Origin of the sequence: Roseibacillus persicicus (assembly GCF_014651675.1) — a bacterium.
GTDB lineage: Bacteria > Verrucomicrobiota > Verrucomicrobiia > Verrucomicrobiales > Akkermansiaceae > Roseibacillus > Roseibacillus persicicus.
Genome location: NZ_BMXI01000013.1, coordinates 174,122 through 200,848 on the forward strand (window position 1 = coordinate 174,122; position 26,727 = coordinate 200,848).

19 protein-coding genes are annotated in these 26,727 nt (G+C 55.5%); 12 read left to right on the plus strand and 7 right to left on the minus strand.

The features are described from left to right. Positions 1-276: 276 nt before the first annotated feature. On the plus strand, positions 277-4,866 hold the full coding sequence (locus IE099_RS15215) for a right-handed parallel beta-helix repeat-containing protein (protein ID WP_229809540.1): 4,590 nt from the start codon (positions 277-279) through the stop codon (positions 4,864-4,866). Here the strand turns inward: IE099_RS15215 and IE099_RS21030 are convergent. Then, positions 4,844-4,978: a hypothetical protein gene (locus tag IE099_RS21030; protein ID WP_268244927.1), complete on the minus strand. Its 135-nt coding sequence runs from the start codon at positions 4,976-4,978 to the stop codon at positions 4,844-4,846. The two genes, IE099_RS15215 and IE099_RS21030, sit on opposite strands and share 23 nt — an antisense overlap. On the opposite strand from IE099_RS21030, the gene IE099_RS15220 reads away from it, so the two are divergent. The 4 genes from IE099_RS15220 (at position 4,977) to IE099_RS15235 (ending at position 11,204) form a co-directional block, all read left to right on the plus strand. Further along, positions 4,977-5,663: a PEP-CTERM sorting domain-containing protein gene (locus IE099_RS15220; protein ID WP_189571596.1), complete on the plus strand. Its 687-nt coding sequence runs from the start codon at positions 4,977-4,979 to the stop codon at positions 5,661-5,663. The two genes, IE099_RS21030 and IE099_RS15220, sit on opposite strands and share 2 nt — an antisense overlap. A gap of 147 nt (positions 5,664-5,810) precedes the next feature. Next, the gene (locus IE099_RS15225; RefSeq protein WP_189571599.1) at positions 5,811-8,588 is read left to right on the plus strand and encodes a NosD domain-containing protein; all 2,778 of its coding nucleotides are present in this window, start codon (positions 5,811-5,813) and stop codon (positions 8,586-8,588) included. 20 nt (positions 8,589-8,608) lie between these two features. Next, positions 8,609-9,841: a peptidylprolyl isomerase gene (locus IE099_RS15230; RefSeq protein WP_189571602.1), complete on the plus strand. Its 1,233-nt coding sequence runs from the start codon at positions 8,609-8,611 to the stop codon at positions 9,839-9,841. A 355-nt stretch (positions 9,842-10,196) separates the two neighbouring features. Beyond that, the gene (locus tag IE099_RS15235) at positions 10,197-11,204 is read left to right on the plus strand and encodes a YihY/virulence factor BrkB family protein (RefSeq protein ID WP_189571604.1); all 1,008 of its coding nucleotides are present in this window, start codon (positions 10,197-10,199) and stop codon (positions 11,202-11,204) included. Here IE099_RS15235 and IE099_RS15240 read toward each other — a convergent pair whose 3' ends face one another. Next, entirely contained in the window at positions 11,205-12,572 is a 1,368-nt protein-coding gene (locus IE099_RS15240; RefSeq protein ID WP_189571606.1) for an SEC-C metal-binding domain-containing protein, read from the minus strand. 104 nt (positions 12,573-12,676) lie between these two features. Between IE099_RS15240 and IE099_RS15245 the strand changes: the two genes are divergently transcribed. The 6 genes from IE099_RS15245 to IE099_RS15270 all read left to right on the plus strand — a co-directional run bounded on the left by IE099_RS15245 (position 12,677) and on the right by IE099_RS15270 (position 17,519). Then, positions 12,677-12,880, plus strand: a complete 204-nt coding sequence (locus IE099_RS15245; protein ID WP_189571608.1) for a hypothetical protein — start codon at positions 12,677-12,679, stop codon at positions 12,878-12,880. A gap of 76 nt (positions 12,881-12,956) precedes the next feature. Then, the gene (gene deoC, locus IE099_RS15250; RefSeq protein ID WP_189571648.1) at positions 12,957-13,856 is read left to right on the plus strand and encodes a deoxyribose-phosphate aldolase; all 900 of its coding nucleotides are present in this window, start codon (positions 12,957-12,959) and stop codon (positions 13,854-13,856) included. A 206-nt stretch (positions 13,857-14,062) separates the two neighbouring features. Further along, the gene (locus IE099_RS15255; RefSeq protein WP_189571610.1) at positions 14,063-15,511 is read left to right on the plus strand and encodes an aldehyde dehydrogenase family protein; all 1,449 of its coding nucleotides are present in this window, start codon (positions 14,063-14,065) and stop codon (positions 15,509-15,511) included. Between the two features lie 68 nt (positions 15,512-15,579). Further along, complete coding sequence (locus IE099_RS15260; RefSeq protein WP_189571613.1) at positions 15,580-15,822, plus strand: hypothetical protein; 243 nt, start codon at positions 15,580-15,582, stop codon at positions 15,820-15,822. A gap of 93 nt (positions 15,823-15,915) precedes the next feature. Then, positions 15,916-16,764 (plus strand): aldehyde dehydrogenase family protein, encoded by an 849-nt coding sequence (locus IE099_RS15265; protein ID WP_189571615.1) that lies wholly within the window; start codon positions 15,916-15,918, stop codon positions 16,762-16,764. Positions 16,765-16,814: 50 nt separating this feature from the next. After that, positions 16,815-17,519 (plus strand): 3-keto-disaccharide hydrolase, encoded by a 705-nt coding sequence (locus IE099_RS15270; protein ID WP_189571618.1) that lies wholly within the window; start codon positions 16,815-16,817, stop codon positions 17,517-17,519. Between the two features lie 711 nt (positions 17,520-18,230). On the opposite strand, the gene IE099_RS15275 is transcribed toward IE099_RS15270, so the two are convergent. The 3 genes from IE099_RS15275 to IE099_RS15285 form a co-directional block, all read right to left on the minus strand. Then, positions 18,231-19,196: a 6-phosphofructokinase gene (locus tag IE099_RS15275; protein WP_189571621.1), complete on the minus strand. Its 966-nt coding sequence runs from the start codon at positions 19,194-19,196 to the stop codon at positions 18,231-18,233. A gap of 484 nt (positions 19,197-19,680) precedes the next feature. Next, positions 19,681-20,856, minus strand: coding sequence for a galactokinase (gene galK, locus IE099_RS15280; RefSeq protein WP_189571625.1), 1,176 nt, complete (start codon positions 20,854-20,856; stop codon positions 19,681-19,683). Then, positions 20,853-24,560, minus strand: a complete 3,708-nt coding sequence (locus tag IE099_RS15285) for a glycoside hydrolase family 2 TIM barrel-domain containing protein (protein ID WP_189571628.1) — start codon at positions 24,558-24,560, stop codon at positions 20,853-20,855. The genes galK and IE099_RS15285 overlap by 4 nt, the downstream gene beginning before the upstream one ends. Before the next feature lie 165 nt (positions 24,561-24,725). Between IE099_RS15285 and IE099_RS15290 the strand changes: the two genes are divergently transcribed. Further along, positions 24,726-25,322, plus strand: coding sequence for a tRNA-specific adenosine deaminase (locus IE099_RS15290; protein ID WP_189571631.1), 597 nt, complete (start codon positions 24,726-24,728; stop codon positions 25,320-25,322). Between the two features lie 139 nt (positions 25,323-25,461). Here the strand turns inward: IE099_RS15290 and IE099_RS15295 are convergent, their stop codons facing one another. Beyond that, positions 25,462-25,785, minus strand: a complete 324-nt coding sequence (locus IE099_RS15295; RefSeq protein WP_189571634.1) for a hypothetical protein — start codon at positions 25,783-25,785, stop codon at positions 25,462-25,464. Between the two features lie 443 nt (positions 25,786-26,228). Next, positions 26,229-26,522 (minus strand): SdpI family protein, encoded by a 294-nt coding sequence (locus IE099_RS15300; RefSeq protein WP_189571637.1) that lies wholly within the window; start codon positions 26,520-26,522, stop codon positions 26,229-26,231. Positions 26,523-26,727: the final 205 nt, after the last annotated feature.

The window sequence follows — 26,727 nt, forward strand, 5'->3', positions numbered from 1 at the left end:
TTAGTAAAAGATGCCTCTTTCTGAGTTCCTTTGAATGAAGGAAACGTATTTTCATTAATGGATTCAGTAATGTTTCATTACCGAAATTCATGATTTTTATACCGTTTGCAAAAGAGAAATGCCGCTCGTCGGAAGTCGGTTGTTTTTTCTAATCGGTTGCTGGAGAACGTAGTCTGCAAGGTGGAAACCCTTGTCGGATCGCCCGGTCTTCAAGCGAAGGCTGGGATTCAAGCAATCGATGTCATGAAAAAAACAATTAAATTAAGCCGAACTGCAATGCCGCTCATTGGAGCCTTTTGCGTCGGTCTCGGGGGATTTGCACACTCCGAGATCACATATAATACCGTGCTCACTTTTGATGAACCGGTGTTACTTTCGGAGTCTCCGGAGGCGGGGAAATGGTATCCGGACCGATATGCAGCCAGTTTTTTTGGAGCAGATAATTTTAATGACGAGAACGTTTTGAGAGTGACCGTCGCGGCGGAAGATGGGGCTGACGAGCGGACAGGATATGCGAGTTCATACTACAATTACCAAGGGCGAAAAATCGACTTGCCCGCAGGAACGTGGGCGTTTGGCGCAAAAGTTTATTCCCCTGCAAGCTGGGCTGATCCCAATGCCCGGCGTAGCACAAGTGTCTGGGGAACAGCGTTGAATGCGGAGGGTGCCATTTCATTCTACCCCATACTCGGGATTGCCAATGTCGATGGGACGGCCAAAGTTCGCTATTGGGACGGGGACGCTTGGGCGGATACCGGGTCTACCGCCAAGTCGGATGACTGGAACCGGTTTGATATGTCAATTGACGGCAACGACCTCATCATTGAATTCGATAATGAGGTGGTCGCGACAATTCCGGATACTGGAACAGTTGAGTTTACGAATCTAATTGTCCAGTCGTATAACTTTAATGATAGCTCCTTGGGGGTGGATCAGCATCGTGACGAGGGCTATGACTCCTACTGGGATGATTTGTCCTACGCATACCCGGAAGTGATCAATACGACGACTGCGACTACTTACGCAACGATTGAGGATGCCGTTAGCGCTTCGTCGGCGGGGGATACAATCACCTTGTCGGGCGGAACCTACAAATTGTCAGGGACCCTCAGCATAGATAAATCCCTTTCCATCGTTGGGTCAGACGAGGACCAGGTGATAATCGATGCTTCTGACAACACAGGCTACGGAATTGCTATTGATGCGGACAACGTGAGTTTGAGCGGATTCACCCTGATTCCTCCAACTACCAAGGATGGGTCGGGAGTTCCAACGGCTGGCAGCTATGCGATTCATGCGAGCTTCGATGGAGTCAACGATCTGCCTTATCAGAACCTGAACTTGTCCGACATTACGATCGAGGGAGGCTACCGCACTTCTTTCGATATCCACGGCTATGATGGGGTGACGCTTAGCAATTTGACTGCCAAGGACAATGTTTGGGGGAATGGGATCTCTATAACCGGTTGTGACGGAGTGGATATTACCGGCTGCACGACCGAGGGGAATGCTTGGGGAGGAATTGCCATATACGTCTCCAAGGCGTCCTATCTGAATCGGGGAAGCAACGATGTGAGCTTCGACTTCGCGGCCAATAGCGTTGCGGAAACCTTCTACGTCGAGGACGAGGACGGCATTTCCAATAGCAATGTCGCTGTCCTCAATGCCACTCACCGTATTCACAATGATTACAATCCGGGCTCGGACTCGATGCTGGTCTTTGACGATGGTTCCGAAGGCGATGCCATTGCTCTTGGGGTGGCGCACAATGCGAAATACAGCAACGATGACTCCTTCGTTGTTTCGGAGATTACCGGTGATTTGCTCGTCGGTGAAGGGATGTCCATTCAAACGGCGGTGGATGCAGCTTCAGCAGGCGATGATATTGAAGTGTTTGCGGGAACCTACGAGGGCCCTGTTTTCCTCACCAAGGACGGGTTGACGTTGAAGTCTGCGGGAATCGACAAGCCAAGGCTTGAGGTCACCGCTGCTACGAGTGCGCTCGGCACAATCGAGATCGAACCGGGTGTCAGTGGCATCACGATTCAGGGACTCGAGATCGTGGGAATTGATGGAACTCCAGGGTTAGAGAAAGCCGCGATTTATGTTCAGGGCGACCACTCTGACATTTCCATTTTAGGGAATACCATAACGGCAAATGGAGATGGAGCCATTTTGACTGAATACAATCGGGTCAATACCAACATCACAATCGACAGCAATGTGATTGATGGGCAGACCTTCAATGCGCCCGGCACAGGTGGCCCCGGAGGAGGAGGTCAGTTTGTCGAGCCCAATTGGCCCCGCGTCTTGGTCTACATGGGGGGAAACACTGCCGTTCCAAGCCATCAGAACATCACGTTCACCAACAATATCGTGACTGGTGTGACGGGCGATTCGAACAACAGCCAGGGATGTGTTCAGATCACCGCTAAAAGTGGTGAATTTACAGGGAACACCTTCGGCGGAAATACCGGCGACTTGCCTGGTGCTCCTTTGTTGCGCCTCACGGGAGAGGATTTCACCGTCGAGGACAATGACTTCACCGGCACGGCGGATCTCGGATTGTTAGTCGGCGGAGGTTCATTCGATACCGCTGCAGCGAGTGTGGTCAGAGAGAATAGTTTCTCGGGCACTTTCGCGACTGCCGGGGTGAAAAATTCGGCAACCTCTATCCTTGAAGTTTCCCTCAACTATTGGGGAGGAACCTCTGTTGCAACCAGTGGTCCATTCAGTCCCAATAACCTACTCGCAGGCACGGGAGACTATGAAAGCTGGTATGCGGATGCGGCGCGCACAGTTCTCGTGACTGCCGCGAATACCGAGGCCCCCATTGAGGAGGAAGTCGTCGCCGACAACTACTTCATCCCTACTGGTGAAACGGTGGAAATTGGTGAAGGCGGGAGTCTCGAGGTCGATGGCGATCTTCAGATCAGTGAAGGTTCCGAACTGGTAGTCAACGGAGGAAGTCTCGGGATGGGAGAAGGCAGCTCCATCAGCGGCACCTTCACCATTTTCGAGAGCTTTGGCTCTCTGGATATCAATGGAAATACAACCTTCAGCGTTGCTCAGGTCTTAGCTCTGGTGACTGATATACACGTCGCTCCTGGTGCTGCCATTACGGTCAATGGAGGGGGTGAGTTTATTCTGGACGGCTGCGTGCTGGACTCCCAGTCGCCCGGCAGCTCCTTTGACTTCAATGTCGCTGCAAACGGACGTTTGACGATGGCTCGTAGCCTGGTGACCGATGCCAATATCGACATCGACACCTTGGCTTCGGCAGTGCCGGCCAATGGGAATTCCCGGTTGTTCGACTCCGTCTTTACCGACTGTGAAATCGATACCGATATCGGCGCGGCCTTTGGCGACTTGGCAATTCACGTCTATCACAATGTGTTGAACAATACCTCAATCGTGGACGCCACGCCTGCGACCGGAGCCTTCGATGATGTCGATGGCTGGTCGAATGTAACTGACATTGCGAATGTCGAGAATGAGTTCTCTTTGAACTTTAAAGATGCATCGGGGCCGAACCGAACTTTGGATAGTGATGGCAACCTCTTCGTCCAAGTGAACGATTCCGTTGAGCTGGCGGCTCATGTTGGAGAAGTCGATGCGCTCAACGTTCCCACTGGCCTAGTCGGGGTGGAAGCGCTCCTTGGATTCAATTCGACGAAGCTCGACTATCAGAGTGTGACCCATGATGCGCAATTCGAGGAGTTGGCTCTGCTGACGGTCGAAGATCCCTTGGAAACGATCGGACTTTTCGATAGTGCGGTTTCCCTCGAATTCACGAGTGGACCGAGTTCAATCACGGGCCCTCTTGATCTCTCGACCTTGACCTTCGAGGCCGTGGCGGAAGGTGCGACATTTGGTTTCTTCCGAGTTCAGACTGCGCGTGGAGCAGGAGATTATGGTGATGATGGAGTGTTCTTGAAGGACACCCGCTACGTCGATGGTGACGAAGAGTTCGTGGCTCCGTTCACGATAAACTCCGGACGTCTCGTGATTGATTCCCAGGCTCCTGTGATCGACCCGCTTTCTGCACAAGCATCCCAGCTTCAGGCTTCGGCAGCTAGTGCTGTTGACGTTCTGGATACCTCTGATGTGGTCTTCCGAAATGGCAGTGACGTGGTCATCATCTTCACGGCTGAAGACTTGGGCTTGGCTGGCCTGGACACGACTGATTTGGACAATGACTTCAGTCTCACCGCGACCAGTGGCACGGACGTTTTGAGCTCCTACTCGGTGAACGCGTCTGATGATGGAAACGGGGTTGTCACCTATACCGTCGAGTTGGAGGTGCCTGTCACCACGCCTACGGGGACTTACACCATTGAAGCAACGGTGGCAGATCGCTCTGGCAATGTTTCGAATCTAACTGACCTGGGTGAGTTCGTGATTGCGAATGAAATCGCGGTTGAAATTGAACTCGAAGGATTCGTTGGTGCGTCTCGCGAGATTGAATTCGTGGCAACCGATGTTCATGGTTCCCAAGTCAGCTGGACGAAAACCGTGGTGTTCGACGGGGTGACTCATCTTGGCTCAGTAAGCTTGGAAAACGTACCCGCAGACCTGACGAACTTGAGCGCCAAGACTGCTTGGAACCTTCGCCGAAACAATGCGGTGATTGCGGATGGAGTCGGATGGGCTTCGACCAGTTTCAACGGAGGACGTGCTCTTCCCGGGGGCGACTTGACTGGCGACAACGTCATCAATACCCGCGATTACGCTCGGTTGAGAAACAACTACCAGTCCCTTGACCCGTCTGCTGCAGAGGCCGATATCACTGGTAGTGGTGGGGTCATTCTCAATGATTACAATCTCCTGAAAGCGAACTTCTTCACCGCTGGCGAAGCTCGTTAATCAGGTCCAAGCCCCCCACTCGGCCGATGTTGTGCTGCTTGTTTTGCTCATGATGTCGGCCGTTTTCGGGGGGCTCTCCCATCTTTAGAATAATGAGAATAATATCTACCATGAGTCTTTTCACCGTGCTTGGAGTCACTTTAACGACTTTGTCCCACGGTGCTTTAGCGCTGACCCCGACGTGGGAGAATGATCCGTTCACCACGGAAACCCACTACACCTTCACCACCGACAACAAGACGGCTCCACCGGAGGAATTTCGAAATGAAAATGGAACGCCTTCCCTTGCGGTCGTCGATGATCCCGTCTTTGGAGCGGGATGGCAAAGGCCGAACACGATTGATGCCGCACGCACTCCGGATTCCGGCGCCTGGGATATGGGTCAAGGCGAGGAAGGGGTTGATGGATACCTGTCCATTTCCGTGCCACTCGGATCGCGTGTCGGACTGAGCTCTCAGGAACTGAATATCTTCGTTGAGTTCATCTGGTTCAGTGTTGCCGGAATCGCGACCGAGCCGCTCTTCTTTTTGGAGGGAGCGACCCCAATCACCAGCATCGTTGATCGTGAGCAAGTGGCAGTGGAAACTCTGAGCACGTGGGAGCGAACGGTTTGGCAGGCGAGCTTCAGTGACTTCTCGCCTGATATCGCCACACTGACTCTGCAGGCTCCGACAGGACAAGGGAGTGTGATTGAGGAGGTGAACATCTATACCATCTCCGCGGCACCGATTCCAGAGCCAGGCACGATGGCCTTTTTTGCGGTAGGTCTGATGGGATTCCTGCGTCGGCGTCGTTAGATTTTCACAACAGTTCATCATCTTCCGGTTTCTGTTGCCGGGATGATTTGATGCGATTCGGCAGGGGGATGGCGCTGCGAAAGCGCTGTCCTCCTTGGTCGCGATTCGCCTTTTTGCATGTTTTCAATCACTAGGTCCTCTGAACCAATGCGCTTTCTCAAATTCCTACTCTTTCTCTTTCCCTTATCGACTTCTGTTAGTAGTGCGGAGACTTTAACCGTGGGCTCGGCAGAAACTTATCCTTCCATTTCTTCCGCTGTAGCAGCGGCTGATTCTGGTGATGTCATTCTTCTGACTGCGGGGATTTACGAGGAGTCCGTGACTCTGGAAAAAGCGATAACCATTCAGGGTCCCAATGTTGCCGTCTCCGCAGAAACTGGAATTGCTCTTCGAAACCCTGAGGCCATTGTGCGCGGAGGGATTCTGATTCCAGCAAGTGCAGCGGGGTCCCAGATTGAAGGGATAGCCTTTGAGAACGGGGCCGACTATAGCGATCAGTTCGTAGCAATCCAGGTGGAGGCTGAAGATGTCTCTTTGAGAAATCTGGTCTTTGGGCGAGTGGGCACTCAGCCTACCGCCGGGCCCGATAGTTGCGCGGCACGGTTTGCGGATGGCGCCAACCGGGGCCTGGTGAACGGTTGTTTCTTTGGGCAAAATCTCAATGGAGTCGTCCTCCGGTCCGCTGATTCTGCGATTCTAACAGAGAACCTTTTTAGCGCGCAGACTGCGACCGGCCTGGTTCTTTCTGCGTCCGCGACTGGGGCCACGATTTCAAGAAATCGATTTGTTGGGAATCAGATTGCGGTGAGAAATCTTGGTCTCGATGAGGTGGACCTATCATCCAATTACTGGGCAAGTAACTGGCAGTTTCCGCCGGTTGTAGGAGGCAATCGCATAGAGGGGCCAGCCATTCGAAGTCCGTGGTATTCCGACTGGGAATTGGAGTCTTTGGTTCATGGGGTATCGGCTGACGAAATTATCGGAGAGGGAGAGAGGGTTTCGGTATCGAACCTCGTGGTGAGTGAATCTGTGACCTACTCTGTTGAGGGCGGCGAATTGGAGTTGGCGCACCTGGTGATGGAACCCAATTCGGTGCTTCGGGTTGTTGGTGGGCAGTTGACTCTCGGTCTGCCTGATGGAGGGTCGCATGTCATTGCGGGAACCTTCGAGGTCACGCACAGTCTCGGTTCGATCGAAATTCTGGATGATACTGATTTCAGTGGAAGTACCTTGGCCTTGGTTTCCGACTTCCACATTGCGGATGGGGTGAATCTCTCGGTGACTGGTAGTTTGGACCTTGATGGGTGTAGCTTGTTGGGTGAGGGCGATTTTAACCTCAGTGTAAATATCGGAGCTACGTTGAGGATGAGAAGATGCCGGGTTGAGAACGGGAATCTCTTTATCGTAGCGAACGATGTTCTGGTGGCTGACAACCACTTTCGAGGTAGTGGAGTGACGGTATTGGGGCCAGTTGATGGGGCGCGGATCTTCCACAATGTGTTCCATGATGGAGTTGACGATTTGAATGTCTTCCCCGGCACTGTGGTGGTCACTGAATCGGAGTCCTGGGGGAATGTGGAATCTGATGCCGAAACTCGAAACCGGCTCGTCCTCAATTGGCTGGAGACCGGTCTGGACGGTCGGACATTGGATGCCGATGGCAACTTGTATGTGCAGCCGGGCGACCCTGTTTGCATTGCGATTGAATCGGGAGGCTTCACTGAAAGGATTCAAGCAATGGAAGCTCTCTTGGCGTACCACACTGGCTATCTATCCCAGCCAGAGTTCCGGCCGACATCTCCCTGGGACAACGAGCTCTATTTCGATGACCAGCCGCTTTCAGTTTTTGGGAAAGTGGATACTGCGGTCGGATTCGGATTTAATCATGAGAGTCCGGAAGGGAGTCTTACAGACAATCGCATTGGAGAGATTGATCTGGTTGCGGCAATGTCCGAGGGACGAACGGTTGCCTTTTTTCGGGAAAAAGATCCGGCAAATGATATGCCTCTGATTGACACTCGTCTAACAGCGTGGGTGGCAGATGATGCCGAATATTTGAACGAGCCTTTTACCCAAAATTCATCGGTTCTGACCATCGATGGCACGGTGCCTCAGATGACGCTGGAACCATGGCCGGTCACTCAGGACTTGGGAGAAGGTCCCGTGGATGTTTCGATTGATGGTGTCTATACCCGCGCGGGGACCTTGGATGTGTCCTTTGCTGCTTTTGACGAGTTGTCGGGTCTGAATCTGGATACGGCTTCTGTGCGGTTGGAAGGCGATTCCATGCTTCCGATGATTCTCGTAGAGACTACGGAGGTGACGTTTTCTGGTGAACTCTATACCCACTTTTCCTTTGAGCTGCCTATCGATGCTTCGACCGAAGATGGGCTCTATAATGTGGTGGCGCGGGTGAGCGATCGTTCAGGGAATGAAGCGAGTCTGCTGTTGGGAACCATTGAAGTCGCCAGACAGATTCTAGCGGTTGAAGTTCAGGGGCAAGAGTGGATAGCGGGCGGATTGAATCGTGCCGTGGAGTTTGTGTTTACAGACTCCTCTGAGGTTGTTCTGGAAAGGCGAACAATTCCGATGGAGTTCAGCAATCAGATCGGGATGGCATCGTTGGTAGCGGTCCCGTTGGGGACAGCTCACGTGTCAGCGAAGACGGCATGGACTTTGAGACATCGCTTGAGCTGTTCATTCGATTCGGGAGGGGATGGCACTGTTTCTTTCACTGGCACCAATCAATTGAGAGGGGGGGACTTGAATGGAGATAATGTGATTAGCCTGCAAGATTTCACACTTCTTCGGGATAGCTACTTCACAACTGATTCAGGGGCAGATATTGATGGCAGCGGAGGGGTGAATATTGTGGATTACAATATTTTGCGGAGTAATTACTTCACCGCAGGTTCTTCCGAGTGACGGAAACGGTGTGCAGAAAGATGAGTATTCAAATTTTGTCAGAACGGATTGGGCTCTGGACTGGGTCTTTGGTTTTTCTGCTGGGCTTCTCGCAAGTTCTGGCCTTGGAGGCGGAGTTTGAGACGTCCGAGGGGACCTTCACCGTTCAGCTCTTCCTTGATTCCGCTCCGCTGGCAGTATCCCATTTTGTATTGTTGGCAGAAGACCAGTTGCAGTGGCTGGATACGGAGTCTGGGAGGGTGATAAAGGGAGGTTATTACGAGAGTCGAGTGGTCACCGAGTTTGGGCCAAATGATGATGTTTCGTTTTTTGTAGTCGGAGGCAGCGACGCTTCAGGCGACTCGGATTTAGGTTATGTTTTTCCTGACCAACTTTCTCCACAGGCGACGCATAGTCCCTACACGCTGGCGCTATCTAACAGTGGACCCAATACGAATGGCGGAAGGGTCTATTTAACCGGGAACGATAATCTAACAGAGCGAGATGAGAGCCATACCGTCTTGGGGCATGTCCAGTCTGGAGGTGGTCGTGATGTGGTCGATCGGATTCTGAGCTCTTCCGCTGGAGCGACGACAGTTCATTCGGTGGAGGTGACTTCGACGAGCGCGGAATGGGCTATGATTATGGAACAGAAGGCCCTCTTGCCAGCCGTTGCGTCTGCAGTTCCTTCTGTCAGGGTTACTGCGGCGGGAGAATTTGATTTTGGTTTTACCCAGCCAAAAAACTCAGTGCTTTGGGGATCGAGTAGTCTCGATTTGTTAGAGTGGCACCCTCGTTGGCGTCGAGCGATTTTGAAAGATGACTTGGGCTTGGCATTGGCCCCAGTTGAAGCTCTCGCTGAAAGAGAGTTCTTTCGCCTGGCGCTGGTAGAGTATCCTGCGGGGGCGTCGGATTTGGGGGTAACAAGCTTTGCCAATCGGACGCTTTCAGTGGAGGGTGAGGCTCTCGGATTTCTTCACTATCATTTCGACTCGACCGGCTTGTCGGGTGACTTCGAATTGTTCTTGGACCCGGACTTTCCCGCATTTCTCACTGGAGATTTCGTCGTGGAGGAGGGGCTCATGAGCTCGACGCCCTATTCCGTTTCCTTACTTCTTGCGGCCGAGGGACTGGGAGGCTCGAGCGAGCAACGGGTTTCCTTGGGGTGGGATATCAGCGAAGGCTCCGGGCTTTCCGGTCGCCATGTCACGGACCTGATTGACGAGAATGGTGAGGTGATTTTCTCTGATTTTGGGCCCAGTCGACTCCAATGAGAAATGTGAACAGCTGCTCCATTGCGCTGAGGTTCTGTGTTTTGGGTGAACTAAATCTTCTGAAAAGAACCGTTTTTCGCGTAGAATTTGCCAGTCAAAAAGGAATTCTACCGTTCAACGAGGAAGGTTTGCAGCCTGGAGCGGTTTTGTCTTAGTGTATCGACGGTTTTTTGACACTCTTTGGGATGTGGGATGAGGACCGCCGCGTAATTGGCTTCTTTGTTACGATGAAACGGCGGTTCTCATCATTCCCGACCAACTCATTGAGCTTAAAACTGAAAAACCGATTTCTTTTCTCTTTCCATTGGCGACTTCTATCACTTGCGGATTGCCAATTGCTTCCTAAGTTTGCGAAATGAGTCGCAATAAAGAACTGAAGGAGAGGCAAGCCCGTGGTCGAAACGCGCGCCATCCCTTTGCGATTCCTTGGAAAGGTTGGTGGGAAATTATCCGGCGGGTGCAGAAGGAGATCACCAATGATGCGCTCCAACTGATGTCGGCGGGGATTGCCTTCTATTTCTTTCTCTCTGTCTTCCCAATTCTGGCCGCCACCATTTCGATCTATGGCTTGTTCGTGACTCCGGCAGGGGCGGAGGCGCAGGTGGAAGAGTTGGGTCGCCTGCTCCCCACCCAGAGCCAGGAAGTTATCTCCGAGATCGCGCAAAATGTGGCCTCCAAGTCCGACCGGTCTTTGGGATGGGGTTTGGTAATTACGGTTTTGCTCAGTATCTGGTCGGCCAACAAGGGGACCCGGGCTCTGGTGCGGGGACTGAATATTGCTTATGGCGAGAAAGAGTCGCGCAAGTATCTGGCCCAAACCGCGCTCACGCTAGTGATCACTTTGGGAGCCTTTTTGGCTGGTATCGTTTTGCTAAGTCTGGTCGCAGGGGTGCCTGCGGTTTTGAACTACTACGAGTTTTCGGGATCGATAAAGGCGCTCCTGACCTGGGGGCGCTGGCCGCTTCTGGCGCTGCTCATCGTCTTCATTTTTGCCTGTCTGTATCGCTGGGCTCCCAATCGGGCGACCCCGCGTTGGCAGTGGATTAGCCCGGGGTCGATCTTCGGGATGATCTTTTGGCTTCTGGGTTCGGCGGCCTTTTCCTACTACGTCGACCAATACGACACCATGGGGAAAACCTATGGCAGCTTTGCAGCGGTAGTTTCCCTGTTGCTGTGGTTCTTTCTCACTGCCTTCGTCGTGTTGTTAGGGGCGGAAATCAACTGCGAAAGCGAGCGGCAAACACGACGCGATACCACGATTGGGCCACCCCGTGCCCGGGGGCAACGGGGGGCGGCTTCAGCTGATGAAGTGGCCGAGGGCGAGGAGCCTGACCAAGAAGGAAATCCGCTGAGCGGTCTTTGATCAGTTCAGACAGCACTTCTTATACTTCTGCCCGCTTCCACAGGGGCAGGGGGCGTTGCGATCGATTTTGCCTTTTCCTGCTTTGCCGGGAGACTCCTTGCTGAAGCGGTCTTCGGCGTGGCGTTTGACGATGTAGCCCATGAATTGATACATGGGGTTGTCTTCCGCGTCTTCCAAGAGGCGGGTGCCTTCGCCTTCGACTTCAAAGACAGTCTCGGTCAAGCGGGCGATTTCGAAGAGCTCCTCCTTTGTGGGGTTCTCGTTGAAGGTCATTTCTCCCTGCATGAATCCCTCGACCCATGGGGTGAGGAAGGGGGTCTCGGGGTCCAAGGATTCGTCCGCATCGGGCCAGACTAACAGGGTCGGCTGATACTCGCCCTCGCGGAGACTTTCTTCCGTGCGGGAGTAAAGGGTGCGTAGGAGGGAGTGCCACTTTTCGAATTCCTTTTTGGTCTCAAAGAGTCGGGCAATGTCCCGGGCTTCCCCCGACAAGTCCCAGACGAAATGTGCGACTTTGGAAAGAGGAATCCGGCAAAGAGAAGCCGAAAGGAGAAAGCCATCCAGCGTGTCGATTCGGTTGATTGAAGAGTCCTGCTCGTAAAGGGAGAGGAAGTACTGCATCTGGCTTTCGGCAGAAGCGTCTGCTGGGAATTCTCCCAGAGTATCCCGACGTTCCTGCACCGCCAGTTTGGTTTCCAGCGCGAAAAAATTTGGCTTTGGGTTGCTTCGCTTTGTTCGGATGCCGAGGCTGATTTCGACCTCCTCCAGATCGCCCGCGATGGTGAGGTCGACCTTGTTCGTTTGGTAGGCCTCTTTGATTTGTTCGTGATGATCCTTGTCGTTCATCTCAATGAGACCATTCACGGCCATGCCTTTGCCCTCGCGGCTGATGTCTTCATTGGTAAGCAGATTCGCGAGCGCTTCTTTGATTACCTTTTGTTCCGCGGGGTCTTGGCTCAATTTGGGGAGCGCTTCCAGAATTCCGCTGGTGACACATTGGTAGTCCGAATGGAGCTCGAGGGCGTCCAGCAGATTCGGCAAGGCTGGCATTCCCATGTAGCTGACCAGACGGGGGAAATCCTCCACGAACCAGTCATCCTCAATGTCATCTGTCTCCATCAAAAGGGAAAGAAACTCCGGCAGCAGCTCGAGGTCGCCCCGCAGGGCCAGGGCGCGCCAGGCGTGGATGGAGGCGGCTGATTCTTCGTCGCTTTGTTCGAAGTTGAGATAGAAGTCGGCGGTCAGGTCGAGAAGGTGTTCCACGTCCTCATCGCCAAATCCAAGCGCGGCGTAGTCCGGCCAATCGGGATTGAGGAACTCCGGCTCGGGGAGGCTTGCCAGCTTGACATTGATTTCTTCGTCGGTCATGGCGCGAGCCTATCGGCTGTTTTTGTCAGGTTCAAAGCAAATCAAAAACCGTGGGGGTGACTCTCGACTTGAACGGGGGAGGGGGAAGGGTGTCTAATCCGGTGATGAGAATTCAGAGGTTGAGAAAATCGCTTCCGGGCTTTCTCCTGTTGGTCGGATTGGCGTTGGTTTCCACGTCCTGCGTGCCCTTGGCAGTGGGAGCGGTGGGGGGCTACATGCTGCGGGATGATGGGGTGCGCTTTCAAAAGCCCATAACCCGGGACGCGCAGCCGAGCGATACCTACTACGATCCGGGTTACGAGTATTGAGCTGGCCTTGGGGTCAACCTTTCCTCTTTCGGCCCGGCGGAAAATCCCGTAAGGTCCGAGCGTGAGTAATGCGGTAATGACTTTCCCTGACAGGCGGCTTTCCCCAGCCATCGACCAAGTGGGGGTGGAGGAACGGGCGGCACGCTTTTGCACCCGTAGCCTGAAAAAGGAGACCAAGCTATCCGGCCTGCGTCTGGCGGTCACCATGTTGGACGTCACCACCCTGGAGGGGGCGGACTCGGTGGGCAAGGTGCGCCAGATGTGCGCCAAGGCGATGCGCCCGCTTCCCGAAGACCCTTCCGTCGGACCCGCTGCTGCAGTCTGCGTCTATCCCCGCATGGTCAAAGTAGCGGCCAAAGCGGTCGAGGGCAGCGGAGTGAAGGTCGCCAGCGTCGCCACCGCATTCCCTAGCGGGCAGATGAGGCTCAAGGAGCGTTTGGCGGAAATCCGCTACTGTGTGAACGAAGGCGCCGACGAGATCGACATGGTTATTTCGCGCGGCCAGTTCCTGCAAGGCGAATACCGCGCCATCTTCGACGAAGTCGCCAAGTGCAAGGAAGCCTGTGGCGAAGCGCATCTGAAAGTCATCCTCGAGACCGGTGAGCTTGCGACCTACGACCAGGTTCGCTGGGCGAGCGACATCTCCATGGCCGCCGGAGCCGACTTCATCAAAACCTCCACCGGGAAAGTCAGTCCCGCCGCCACCCTGCCCGTCACGCTGGTGATGCTGCAGGCCATCGAAGATTTCTACGAACGCACCGGCCGCATGGTCGGGATGAAGCCTGCGGGCGGAATCAGTAACGCCAAGCTCGCGCTGCAATACCTCGTCATGGTGCGCGAAGTTCTCGGCGAGAAGTGGCTCAATAACGAGTGGTTCCGTTTCGGCGCCAGCTCCTTGACCAACGACCTGCTCATGCAAATTCGCAAACAAGAAACCGGCCGCTACCAGAGCGGTGACTACTTCACTAAAGACTAGAAGCGTCGTTTCAAAAACGAAAAGCCATGGACCGCAGGTGCCCTCACTCGCCCCAGCAAAAGCGGAAAAACGAAAACTCAAAACCAAACGTTCCGTCCAAGCTCTTCCTCGAAATTCTGTCTCATTCCGTCCAAATCTTCCAAAACCCCGTCAATCCTGTTCCATCCAGTTCATCCTGTCTAAAAAGATAGCACCCCATTTTCCCTATGCCCGGCTCCCATCCTTTCCTATCCGGCGGCTTCGCTCCCGCTCCTGAATCATCCGATCACGTCCTGCTCGAAAAGCAGTATGACCTCTTCATCGACGGCAAGTGGGTCAAGGCCTCCTCGCGTTTCGAGACCACCAACCCGGCTACGAGCGAGGTGCTTGCTGAAGTCGGCTTGGCCGGGAAGAAGGAAGTCAACCTCGCGGTCAAGGCGGCTCGCAAGGCCTTCGAAGGACCTTGGGGAAAGATGACCGGGGCCGAGCGCGGCAAGTATCTTTTCCGCATCGCCCGTCTCATCCAGGAGCGCGCCCGCGAGTTCGCCATCATCGAGACCATGGACGGCGGCAAGCCCATTCGCGAAAGCCGTGATGTCGATATCCCGCTCGTCGCCGCGCACTTCTTTTACCACGCCGGTTGGGCGGACAAGCTCGACTATGCGTTCCCCGGGAAGAAGCCCAAGCCCCTGGGGGTCGTGGGACAGGTCATTCCCTGGAACTTTCCTCTTCTGATGGCGGCGTGGAAAATCGCGCCCGCTTTGGCTTGTGGCAACACCGTCGTTCTCAAGCCCGCCGAGACTACTCCGCTCACCGCTCTCAAGCTGGCGGAGCTTTTTCAAGATGCCGGACTGCCGCCTGGGGTGGTCAACATCATCACCGGAGCGGGGGAAACCGGCCAAGCGCTTGTCGAACATCCCGATGTCAACAAAGTCGCCTTTACGGGGTCGACCGCGGTGGGAAAAAATATCCGCCGCGCGGTCGCAGGAACCGACAAGAAGTTCACCCTCGAGCTCGGCGGCAAGGCTGCCAATATCGTCTTTGAAGATGCCGCGATCAACGAGGCGGTTGAGGGCATCGTCAACGGCATCTTCTTCAATCAGGGCCACGTCTGTTGCGCCGGGTCCCGTCTCTTTGTGCAGGAAAGCATCGCTCCACAGGTCATCCGCAAGCTGCAGAAGCGCATGGAAACCCTCGTGGTCGGAGACCCCCTCGACAAGAACACCGACATCGGTGCCATCAATTCGGCCGAACAACTCGAGCGCATCAAAGTGCTCGTCGATGCCGGTCAGAAGGAAGGGGCCTGCATGTGGCAGACCGAGGGCAAACTTCCTCGCAAAGGCAACTGGTTCAAGCCCACGCTTTTCACCGAATGTGCGCAGAGCCATCGCATCGTGCAGGAAGAAGTCTTCGGGCCGGTTCTCGCGATTCAGACTTTCCGCACTCCCAAGGAAGCCATTGAGAAGGCCAACAACACTCCTTACGGTCTCAGCGGTGGAGTCTGGTCTGACAAAGGCGCCAAGGTCTTCAAAATGACCGGAGCCCTCCGCGCGGGCGTGGTCTGGGCCAACACCTTCAACAAGTTCGACCCGACCTCACCCTTCGGCGGCTACAAAGAATCCGGCATAGGCCGCGAAGGAGGCGTCCACGGCTTGGCAGCCTACTTGGATCTTTAGAAACTTCTGAGGAATGCTCCTCTCCTCTCTTTGACAGCATTCTTCCGCCATCGTAAACTCTTCCGATTATGTCCGAAACACTCTTTGATATCCCAACGAAAGACCTTCCCTCAGCCAATGCGGGGGAAGTCATTTTTGGACAGATCAAGGTGGAGAGCGTGACTGATGGTATCGCACACGTCACTTTCACTCCTTCCACGCGGTCGAAACCCGCTCCGGGGGCACGAACTTGGGCCGAGCGAATTGCAGGCAAGGGCGAGGGAGATCATCTCCGCAAAGCAAATCGTAACTTGGAATCTGAAAGACTTTAAAAACGCTCCAGTCCCGAGCGTGACTCCCTCCGAATTTCTGCAAGGAATTGAGGACTAAATTGGACGACTAACAAATTACTAACAACCAATCCCATGTCTCGACTCGGAATCAAGAAAACCTACAAGCTCTTCATCGGCGGCAAATTCCCTCGCACGGAATCCGGTCGCTTTATCGAATTCAACGACAGCAAGGGGGACTTCCTCGCCAATGTCTCTTGGGGCAGTAAAAAGGATCTGCGCAATGCCATCGTGGCCGCGCGCTCTGCTCAGGCGGGTTGGGCGGGTGCTTCCGCTTATCTCAAGGGTCAGATTCTCTATCGCATCGCCGAGGTCCTCGATGGCCGGAGTGAGCAGTTCGTCAGCGAACTGGTGGCGCAAGGTCTAACAGCCGACGTGGCGGGCGAAGAAGTCGCGGAAGCGATTGACCTCCTGGTGCACTACGCGGGATGGAGTGACAAATACAGCGCGCTCTTCTCCTCGGTGAATCCCGTGGCGAGCTCGCACTTCAACTTTTCCGTCCCCGAACCGACTGGTGTGGTCGGGCTCATCGCTCCCACCAAGGGAGGCCTGTTAGGTTTGGTCTCCGTGCTGGCTCCTGCCATCGTGGGGGGCAATACCGTGGTGCTGCTCGCCTCGGAGAAGTTTCCGCTCACCGCGATTTCCTTTGCCGAGGTTCTCGCCACTTCGGATGTGCCTGGGGGAGTGGTCAATATTTTGACCGGCAAGCGCGATGAACTCCAGGTGCCCTTCGCCAGCCACATGGACGTCAATGCGGTGGTTCTTTGTTCCGGTGATAAGGCTGCGAAAAAGGCAGTCGACCTCGAGGCGGCCGAGAATCTCAAGCGGGTCGTCAATCACCCGGATCGGCCTTTGGAAGGCAGTCCCTATCACATCCTGGACCTGCAAGAGACCAAGACCACCTGGCATCCCATTGGGGTGTAACAGAGATTTTCGATAGCTTCGGGTTCTTCCGCCCCGTATGCCATGTGAACATGAAATCGATTGCCCTACTTCTTGGTCTCACATGGGGGATGCTTTCTGCGGAGCCCGCTCTTCCCACAATCGATGGCACCGGTCCGGGGTGGGTGGATCTGACCAGCGAGGACTTCGTAAACATCAATTGCGCGGAGGACACCTGGTCGTGGAAGGGCAACTCGGTTTCTTGCACTGGCCAACCGGTGGGGGTGATTGCCACCAAGGAAAATTACACCAACTTCGAGCTCATTGTGGAGTGGTGCCACCACAAGCCAGCCGGGAATTCGGGAGTCTTCGTTTGGGGCATTCCGAGCATCCTGACCGCGATGAAAGAGGGTGAGGACAAGCGCGCCCTTCCTGCCGGAATTGAGGTGCAGGTTCTCGACCTCGACTACAAGACCAACTACGAGAAGGACGGCAAGGTCGCCGATTGGTTCACTTGCCATGGAGATGTCTTTCCGGTTGCGGAGGCCAAGCTCACTCCTTTTGCCCCTCTTTCTCCCAACAAAAATCGCTCCTTTCCCACTGCCGAGACCACCAAGGGTCATGGCGAGTGGAACCACTACTACATCCGCTGCATCAATGGTGAAGTCCGTCTCTGGGTGAACGGGGTAGAGGTCTCGGGCGGCAATCAGGCGGAGCCCGCGACCGGGCAGATTTGTCTCGAATCTGAGGGCTCGCCAATTGATTTTCGAAATCTGAAAATTCGAGTTCTGCCCTAGAACATGAATCTCCTAGCGCCACCCAAGGAAAGTGATCTGATTCGAAGTGAGATTGGGTTCTTAAAAACCGGGCCTCCCTTTTGAGCTTGGCCTTGGTCGCGCTGTCGAATGCCTGGCAGGCTCCGGGCCTTTGACAACGGAGAGTTTGAGCGGACCCTGGAAGGATTTCGCAACGAGCACGGGGTGAAACTTGGGGTAACCCGTCGAGGGCTGGAAGCAGGCAAGGATTAGGAAAAAGAACCTCTGCCGCTCGCCAGCGACAGAGGCCTTTTTTAGTTGGGGGAAGCGATGCGCGTTGCCATTCGGTAGCAGGGACCGGAATGGAAAAATTCTCTTCTCCGAGTCCATCGCACGTGGTGAATCCGCGTTGAACCCTCCAACCGGAATGGCTTTTCGCCTTTTCCAGAAACATGAGAAAAAGGGGAGAATTCTCCAAGAGGCCGTCTGAAGAATGCCACGCGAGCTAGCTTGATACTAGATTGGCGAAGGGGTTGGTGGAGTGGACGTCTCGTCCTCTCATTTCGATTGTCGGGTGGACGAAACGTCCTCTCCACTCGCGCGATGGCTTCAGGGAAAAGCCCTTTGGCGATTCTCTTCTTCCTCTTCCGATGGCCTTGGTCTCGCCCTCGAGACTAAGGCCGCGGTGAGGATGCCAATAATCGATTATTGGGAGGAATGCGAAGACTGAAACGAGTTCACAGAGAGCTTTGCTTATCGGCAAAGAGGGCTGCAGAGCTTGAGGAGCTTTTCACCCATCACCGCTTTACCCTCCGCGACTTCGCGCACGCTGGTGGTGCCGTAGACGCCGTCCTGATAGGTCATGATGCGGCTGGTTTCGCCCCGTTGCAGGGAGTCAATCGCGTTGGTGGCAAAGTGGTAGGCCATGATGCGGTCGCGCACGGTCGGGGAGCCTCCACGCTGGGTGTGGCCGAGAACGGTGAGGCGGGCGTCCATTTTCAAGGTGTCGCCAATCCATCGCGTCAGGTAGTCGCCCATCTTGACCCCTTCCGCCACGATGGCGATGAGGTAGGTGCGGCCGTTTTCTTTCTCCAAGCGCATACGCTCACCCATCTGATCCAGGTCGTAATCGATCTCGGGAACGAGACAAATTTCCGCTCCGCAAGCGAGGGAGCTGACCATGGCGAGATAGCCGCAATGGCGTCCCATGACCTCGATGACGAAGGCGCGGGAGAAGGAAGTCGCGGTGTCGCGAATGGAATCGACCGAGTTGAGAATGACATTCAGCGCAGTGTCGACGCCGAGACAGTAGTCGGTGCCGGGAATGTCGTTGTCGATGGTGGCGGGCACGCCCGCAAAGGGGATGTCGAAATCGGCGTGAAACTGGTTGAGGGCATTAAAGGAGCCGTCGCCACCGATGACCACGAGCTTGCCAATCCCTTTGTCCTTCAGGTTCTTGTAGGCCACGGCCCGCATGTCGTAGTCGAAGAAGCGCTTGGAGCGGGAAGAACGCAAGACAGTGCCGCCACGGTGAAGAATGCCCGAGACATCCTCGGGCTCAGCCTTCTTGATCTTGTCGTCAATGAGGCCGCGCAGACCGTCGTAGACTAGGTAGGGTTCCATTCCGTTGGCAATGGCGTAGTCCGTTGCACACTTGATTGCGGGATTCATTCCCGCTGAATCTCCGCCAGAAGTCATGATGGCTACCCGTTCGCTCATGGCGCTGTTGGTAGCAGTCTGTGAACCACGTGCAAGCCTGTGATGGCCTTTTCCGCTACATCACTTTGGCGGAAGCCCCGAGTAATGCGAGGATTACAAAGGCCATCATCCAAGCCATCACGAGCTGAAAATTGAGGATGAGCGCGATGGCAAAGACGGAAATTCCGATGATGAGTACGCCGCGGACAGCTAGGCGACCGACCCGATCCTAGCATTGGAATTTCTTGTCCATTGGGGGAAAGATAGTCGGAGAGAGGGGGGAGACAATATCAAAGAGGAGAGGGCGGAATGACTCAAAGTCTCGCGGTCACCTCTCGATCTTCTGGAGTGCGCGCCGCTTGCTGCCGCTCTGGGAGGGGATGAGGAAGGTTCTTTCGCGTCCACCTGGAAGAGCAAAGCTTGCGTGCTCGACATCAAGGACTCTTCGAACCAAAGAGCGAAGACCCCCAAAAAACCAAGCCTGCCTCGACTCCCTCCAGCGCCTCTACAGCAAATGCGCACCCTGGGCCGGGCGGGTGGCGAAAATCTCGGGAGTAATGTTGGTCTTGGCCAGATAGCGCTCGTGCATCGCGGTCGCGATTTCGCGCGCCTCTTCGCGGCGGCAAAGAGTCACCGTCGAGCCGCCGAAGCCTCCGCCCGTCATCCGACTACCGAGGACGCCTCCGCCAATGCCGATTTCCTCCGCGATGCTGACCATCAGGTCGAGCTCGGGGCAGGAGACATTGAAGTCGTCGCGCAAAGAGTCGTGGGAAGCCTTCATGAGACGCCCGATATCCGCGTAGTCGTTGTTTTTAAAGCATTCGGCGGCGGTGATGGTGCGCTCGATCTCTCCCACCACGTGGCGGGAGCGACGATAGACGCGGTCGCCCATGGCTTCCTTGGCAGCCTCCACATCGGCCATGGTGGCGTCGCGCCAGCTGTCCTTCCCAATCGCGGCCAAGCCGTCTTCGGTGTCCTTGCGGCGGGCGGCGTAGCCTCCGTCCGAGAGGTCGTGCGAGACGCAGGTGTTGGCGACGAGAATCTCGAGGTCGGGATTGATGAAGGGCACCAATTCCGGTTCTCCGCTCTGGCAATCGATGAGGATGAGCTGATCCTTTTTCCCAAAGGCAGAAGCGAACTGGTCCATGATGCCGCAGGGAACACCCGCGAATTCATGCTCGGCCTTTTGGGCCAAAAGCGCCTTTTCCTTGGTGTCCAGAGTGGTGTCGAGCAGGCCTTCCAAGAGGGTCGCGACCGCACACTCGAGCGCGGCCGAGGAGGAAAGCCCGCCTCCACTGGGCACGCTGGAGACGAAGCAGGCGTCGAAGCCTGGAATCTGGTGGCCGCGTGCCTGAAAGCCCGCGATCACTCCCCGCACGTAGTTGCCCCACTTGGGCTCTCCAAGGCCGACCTTTTCACCCAAAGGAATCACGGCCTCGGGCTGACCAACCGAGCGCAAGCGCACCTCGTCGCGGCCATTGGGAGCCGCCGCGATCACGATGTAGCGCTCAATCGCCAGTGGCAAAACGAACCCGTCGCAATAGTCGATGTGCTCCCCAATGAGGTTCACTCGCCCTGGCGCTGCCGCGATGAAGCTCGCTTCACTCCCGAAGAAGTGCTTGAGCTGGGACTTGGCGTCGGAGGCGAGGTCGGCGAGTGGTTCGTTGGGATGCAGGGTCATTTGGCAATCTTGGGGCTAATGCGGAAGCTGTATTGATACTGGCCTTTAGCGGGTAGGCGGTATTTTTCAAGCGGAAGCTGACCCCAAGAGTTTGTGCCACCGACGCCCATTTGCCCATAATCAATATTCACGAAAGTGGTCGAACCGCTTTCTTCCTTGGTTTTCAAGTCGATGGGATGACGGGCCAACTCGACATCGAGGGGGGAGTGGGGATAGGCAGAAACCTCCAGCAGGCGGTCGCCAGTGGCCTCGAAGGTCAGGTCGCCAAAGCGGCTCCAGCGCACCTCGGTGCGGTTGCTGGATTCCTGCGGGTCGAGGTAGTAGTCAAAGAGCTCCGCGATGCTGCCGGAGTGAATACCGGTCCAAGCCGAGCGACGGCGATCCTGATAGTTTTCCTGCGGTCCCTGGCCGAACCACTCCCAATTGCTGGCTGCGAGCTGAACCTGCATGCCGAATCGGGGCATCATGGGCGCCTCGCGCGGCCAGAGCTTCACCGTGACCTCCAATTGACCGTTTTCTTGGAAAAGGTAGTCGATGGTGGCGTCGCTGTTGCCAACTCCCAGACTGAGGTCGAAGTGAAGGTGATTGTCCTGAAACTCGACTTTCTTGGGCTTCGAGGTGCTGGAGACATCATACCAGGGGGCGAGGTTGAAGGGGAGCTTGGCACCCTCGTCGTTGTTGACGGGCGGACGCCAGAAGTTGAGATTCAAGGGCCCGGCGAACTGCTCTTTGCCATCGATTTGATAGGAAAGGAGCGAGCCATTTTGCTTTTGGAAAGTGGCCTTCACCTTGCCGGCGGTGGCGGTGATCATTCCGTCGCTTTCGCTCCACTCGACCGGAACCGCTGCCGGAGCGGGGCTGGCCTTGGGCGCTTGGAGCTGGAACTCCTTGTTGGCGATCATGTAGCCGGCCTTGGCCCAGACGGTGTCCTCTTTCAGCTTGAAGACCACACGCACGTGACAATCGGACTGGGCGTCGATGCCGGAGAGGGGAAGGGCGGTGACCGTCCAGTCAACCATCTTGCCGGGTGCGCACGCGGGGATTTCGACCGGGGCGGTGCTCTTCAGCTCGCCGTCGATGCGAATCTCCAGTTCGGCCTGCAGGTGGGAAAGGTCGATGAAGTCGTACTCATTCTTCAACTTCAGATTGAGCTGTCCGTAGTCGCCGACTTTGCCGTCATGAAAAACATGCACGGGCTCGTGGACCTTGTGCACTTCGTAGGCCTGCGGGCTCCAGGAGAGGTCGGGGCGAACAATGCCGTTGAGGCAAAAGCTGCGGTCATTCGGCTGGTCGCCAAAGTCTCCTCCGTAGGCAAAGAACTCGCGGGTCTTGGGTTGTTCGGCCAGTTTCGAGAAGTCGAAGTCAAAGACCGGCTTTTCGTCAATGACGAGGCTGGCCGACTTGATGGAGCCGTCGAAGCGGCGGGAAGGTTTCTCGGTATTCAGCCCAACCGCGACGTCGAAACCGTTGTCTTGGATTTCGCCGGTGACGGGCTTGCTGGCTACTTCCTGGCCATCGACGATGAGGACCAATTTTTCCCCGTCGTAGGTTCCGGTCACTTCATGGAATTCGCTCTGCCAATTCTTGGGCAGGGGAGAGGAGATGCTCTGCCAGCCGTTGATGAAGACGAAGAACTCGAGGTTCTTGTTCGAGGCGTCGATCTTTAGCGAGTAGGCGGTGTCGCCCTTGGTGACGATGGGGTAGCCATCGGACTCGTTGCGGTTGTTGTTTTCCGTTCCAACTTGCGGGGCCTTGTTGCCGCGCACCTTGGCGGTGATTTTGAGCGACTTCTTGGGAGTGTGCCCGGGCTTGGAGTCAATGATCACGCCGCCGACCGGAAGACCCTGGGGCTTGGTCAGGACACCCATCAGGCGGGTATCGGGACCACACACGTCGATGGCATGCTTCTTGGCGCTGAGTCCCTGGTCGATCCAGTCCCAGATGAAGCCACCCTGCAGCAGTCGCTCCTTTCTCCACATATCCCAGTAGTCCGCGAGGTTGCCGGAGGAGTTGCCCATGGCGTGGGAATACTCGCACTGGATCATGGGGCGCTGCTTATCGAGGGGCTTCTTCTCCTCCTTGCGGCACCATTCATTGAGGCTGGGGAGGGGCTTGTACATGGGGGTGATGAGGTCCACGTGCGGGAAGTCCGCGGCTTGCTCATAGTGGACGGGGCGGGAGGGGTCGCGCTCGCGGAAATAGGCGGAGCAGGCCTTGGTGTTGACGCCGTCGCCGGACTCGTTGCCGATGGACCACATCACGATGGAGGCGTGGTTCTTATCGCGCTCCAACATGTTCTTCATGCGGTCGAGGTGCGCTTCTTTCCAGGAGGGAACTTTGGCCAAGGAGTCCTTCGCCCAGTGACCCCAGCCCGTGCCGTGCGCTTCCAGGTTGGCCTCGTCGATGACGTAGAGACCGAGTTCATCACAGAGCTCGAGGAAGCGCGGATCGTTGGGGTAATGGGAGCAACGCACCGAGTTCATATTGAGCCGCTTCATCGCGAGAATGTCGGCGCGCATGTTCTCCTCCGTCACATAGTGGCCGGTCTCGGGGTGATGGTCGTGGCGATTGACGCCCTTGAAGAGGACGGGCTGACCATTGACGAGGAACTGTCCGTTCTTGATCTCCTGGCGTTTGAAGCCGATTTGATGATTGTAAAAGGTCGGCTCCTGTCCCTCGGCTTGCACCCGGATGGTGAGCTGGTGGAGGTTGGGGGTCTCCGCAGTCCAGAGAGAGACTTTGGGAAGAGAGATGACCTTGTCCCCCCCAACTGTGACGGTGTCTTTCGCGGGCACGCGGACCTTGGATTCCACCCGCTTCTGCTGATTCAGCCAGATGGTGTAGCTCGCGGTCGTGGCTTCATCGGAAAAGTTGCGGAAGGTCAGCTTCGGGCTCAGTTGGCCGGTTTCATAGTCGTCGGCGACAGTGGCGTTGACTTCGAGGTCCGCCAAATCGGTGGGCGCAGTGGAATGGATAAAAACATCGCGAAAAATCCCCGAAAGTCGCCACATGTCCTGATCCTCCAGGTAAGAGCCATCACAGTGCTGATAGACCTCGACCGCGAGGGTGTTGTCGCCCTCCACGAGGAATTCAGTAATGTGAAACTTGGCCGTGGTGCGCGAGTCCTGCGAGTAGCCGACTTTCTCGCCATTGACCCAGAGGTAGAAGGCGGAGTCGACCCCCTCGAAGGAGATGAACGTTTCGCGGTCGGCCCACTCTGCGGGGACGGTGAAGGAGCGGCGGTAGGAGCCCACCTGATTGCGGTTTTCCTCGGGGTAGGTCAGGAAGTTCCCGGGAGGCGTTCCCATCACGTAGGGAGGATTTTTTTCGAAAGGATAGGTCGCATTCGAGTAGTTGAGGGTCCCGTATCCCTCGATTTGCCAGTTGGAGGGGACCGTAATGTCGTCCCAACTGGAAACGTCGAAGTCCGGCTTGAAAAAGTCCTTGGGCCGCTGATCGGGATGCCCGACGTGATGGAATTTCCAAGTGCCATTCAGCAGCTGGCAGTAGGGAGATTCCAAGCGCTTTTTCGCCACCGCATCGGCGGCCGAAGGGAAAGGCATTCTGGTGGCGGAAGGCGCCTCCTTGTTGATGCGGAAGACCTTTTCGTTCTCCCAGTCAGGGGATTTTTTCTCATCCGCCTTGTTCTGGGAAAAGGCGGGCAAGGTCAGCGCGGTGAGGAGGGTCAGAGGTAAGACTTTCATTCAAATAAGATTCCAAATTGCTAGCGAAGGACAAGCAGTCCCGCAAAGGTAATCGCCAAACCGACGTCCCCGATAGTCTCTTTTCGACAGAAATGTTGCGGTGACTCACCGGGGCCGGCAGCGAATTGGCTGGTAACGGGAATGCTTCTTGCTCTTCTTTAAACGATGAAAATCGAGATTTCTTTACCCTCATGGTTGCTGGCTGATGTCGCCGCCCTCGATGAAGAGCAGTCCTGGGCCGCGGGAGAAGAGAGGATGGCGTGGGTTCTCTCCCTGGCGCGCCGCAATATTGAGGAGGAGTCTGGCGGACCGTTCGCCGCCGCGGTTTTCGAGAAAGAGTCCGGCCGTCTGGTCGCCGCAGGGGTCAATCGCGTGATTCCGGCCTACACCTCCATCGCCCATGCGGAAACCGTCGCCCTCGCGCTGGCGCAGCAAAAGCTCAAGACCCACGACCTCGCCGCCGCCGGTCTGCCTGCGATGGAACTCGTCGCCTCCGCGCAACCTTGCATCCAATGCTTCGGCAACACCTGGTGGTCGGGGGTCAAGGGGCTCGTCATCGGCGCGCGCGCGGATGATGTGGAGTCCATCGTCGGCTTCCACGAAGGACCGTTGCCCGACGGTTGGCCCGACTTGTTAGAAAACCGCCCCGAACCTCTTCCCAACGTCTCGGTGACCCGCGACCTTCTCCGCGAAGAAGCCCGCGCCGTGCTCGCCCTCTACCGCGACTCCGGCGGCATGGTCTACAATGCGGGAGGGGAGTAGCCAATCGGCGAACCCACGCATTCATTCTGGCCGGACAACCCCAAACGCTCTCAAACGCTCAAATCCTGCCCGCAAAGAAGCAGCGCCCACAACCCACCCGTCGCACGCGCAGGGTTTGAGTGCAGAGAGTTGTTTGTCCCTACAACGGCTTCGGTTTGTAGATGAGAAAAGCCGGGGTCTCGAATTCAGCGCTCATCATCAAGGCAAAGCCAAGAGTCAACGGCTCGGTGTTTCTGAAAACCAATGCGTGATTGAATGGAATGACGCCTGGCATTTCTGATTCCAGTTTGACATCTGGATTGCGAGGCCCCGAAGAGTGACTGGCGCCATCGATTGTCAGGATAAGACTCGCAGAGCTCAGCTGCTGTCCGAGTTCCCACTTTCCATGAAGATGATAAGCGTTGGGTTCGAGAACGACTTCCCGCAGTCTCTCGTCCAGTCCAAGCATTGCGGAAGCAGGCACATCTCTCGCTTGAAAAGAACCATCCGGCTGAATTTCAATTTCCGAACTAATCGACGCATACCCAAGCTCGTTAGCGGGCGTCCCTTCCGAAGTATCGAGTAAATAGACCCCTACAAAATTCTCAGGCGATGGCTCAGAGGCTAGAGCCTCCTTCAAGTGTGGCTTCTCTCTGCGGGATAAACCGAATAAGTTGAGGATAAACTCTAGCATGGTTAATTTTGGGACAATGATTCCAGAGCGAACGTCGCAGCAGCCCCAATCCGCGCCGACTCAGCGCGCTTTCAATACTTCTACCTCGCACCTTCCTCCAGTCAATCCTCCAACCCGCCAGCGTGGTCGGATTTGTGGTGCTGCGCATTGTTCTACAGGTCGTAGCCGTCGCCAGGGTAATGGAGCACCAGTTGAGTTAGCCGATTGAATCTTTGTGGCCCTTTCCAATCTTGCTACTCATCGCCTACTGAATGCCCATCGGAAAGTGGTCCAAGATTTGAAGTATAACGCGCAGAATATCGAACCATGAAATAAATTGCAGCACTGAGTGAAGCAAGATTCACAGCAGCAACCGACCAAGAGAACTGGTTGAGTAACGATTCAGGAACGAAAAATCCAAAAACGCCTGCGAGAATCAAAGGGAATCCAATCATGGCGAAAATCATGCCCCCAATTTCATTGAGATGATACCACGAATCGTCAGACTGAAATGTTCGATTTGTTCTCATACCGAAGAAGCGATTCATCGGAACCTTGTTATGAACAAGAGGGAGACAAGCTAGAAAAATAAGAACACCCGAGATTAGGAATGTGAAACTGAGTGCGATCATATCTTTGTAGAAGGTCTAGGCCGTGTGGACAAATTGGAAGCTTTTCAAAATCAGTAAATTCCGGCACTCTGTCGCTGCTTTGAAGAATAAAACGACAGAGATGCCGGACGTGCTTTATCAG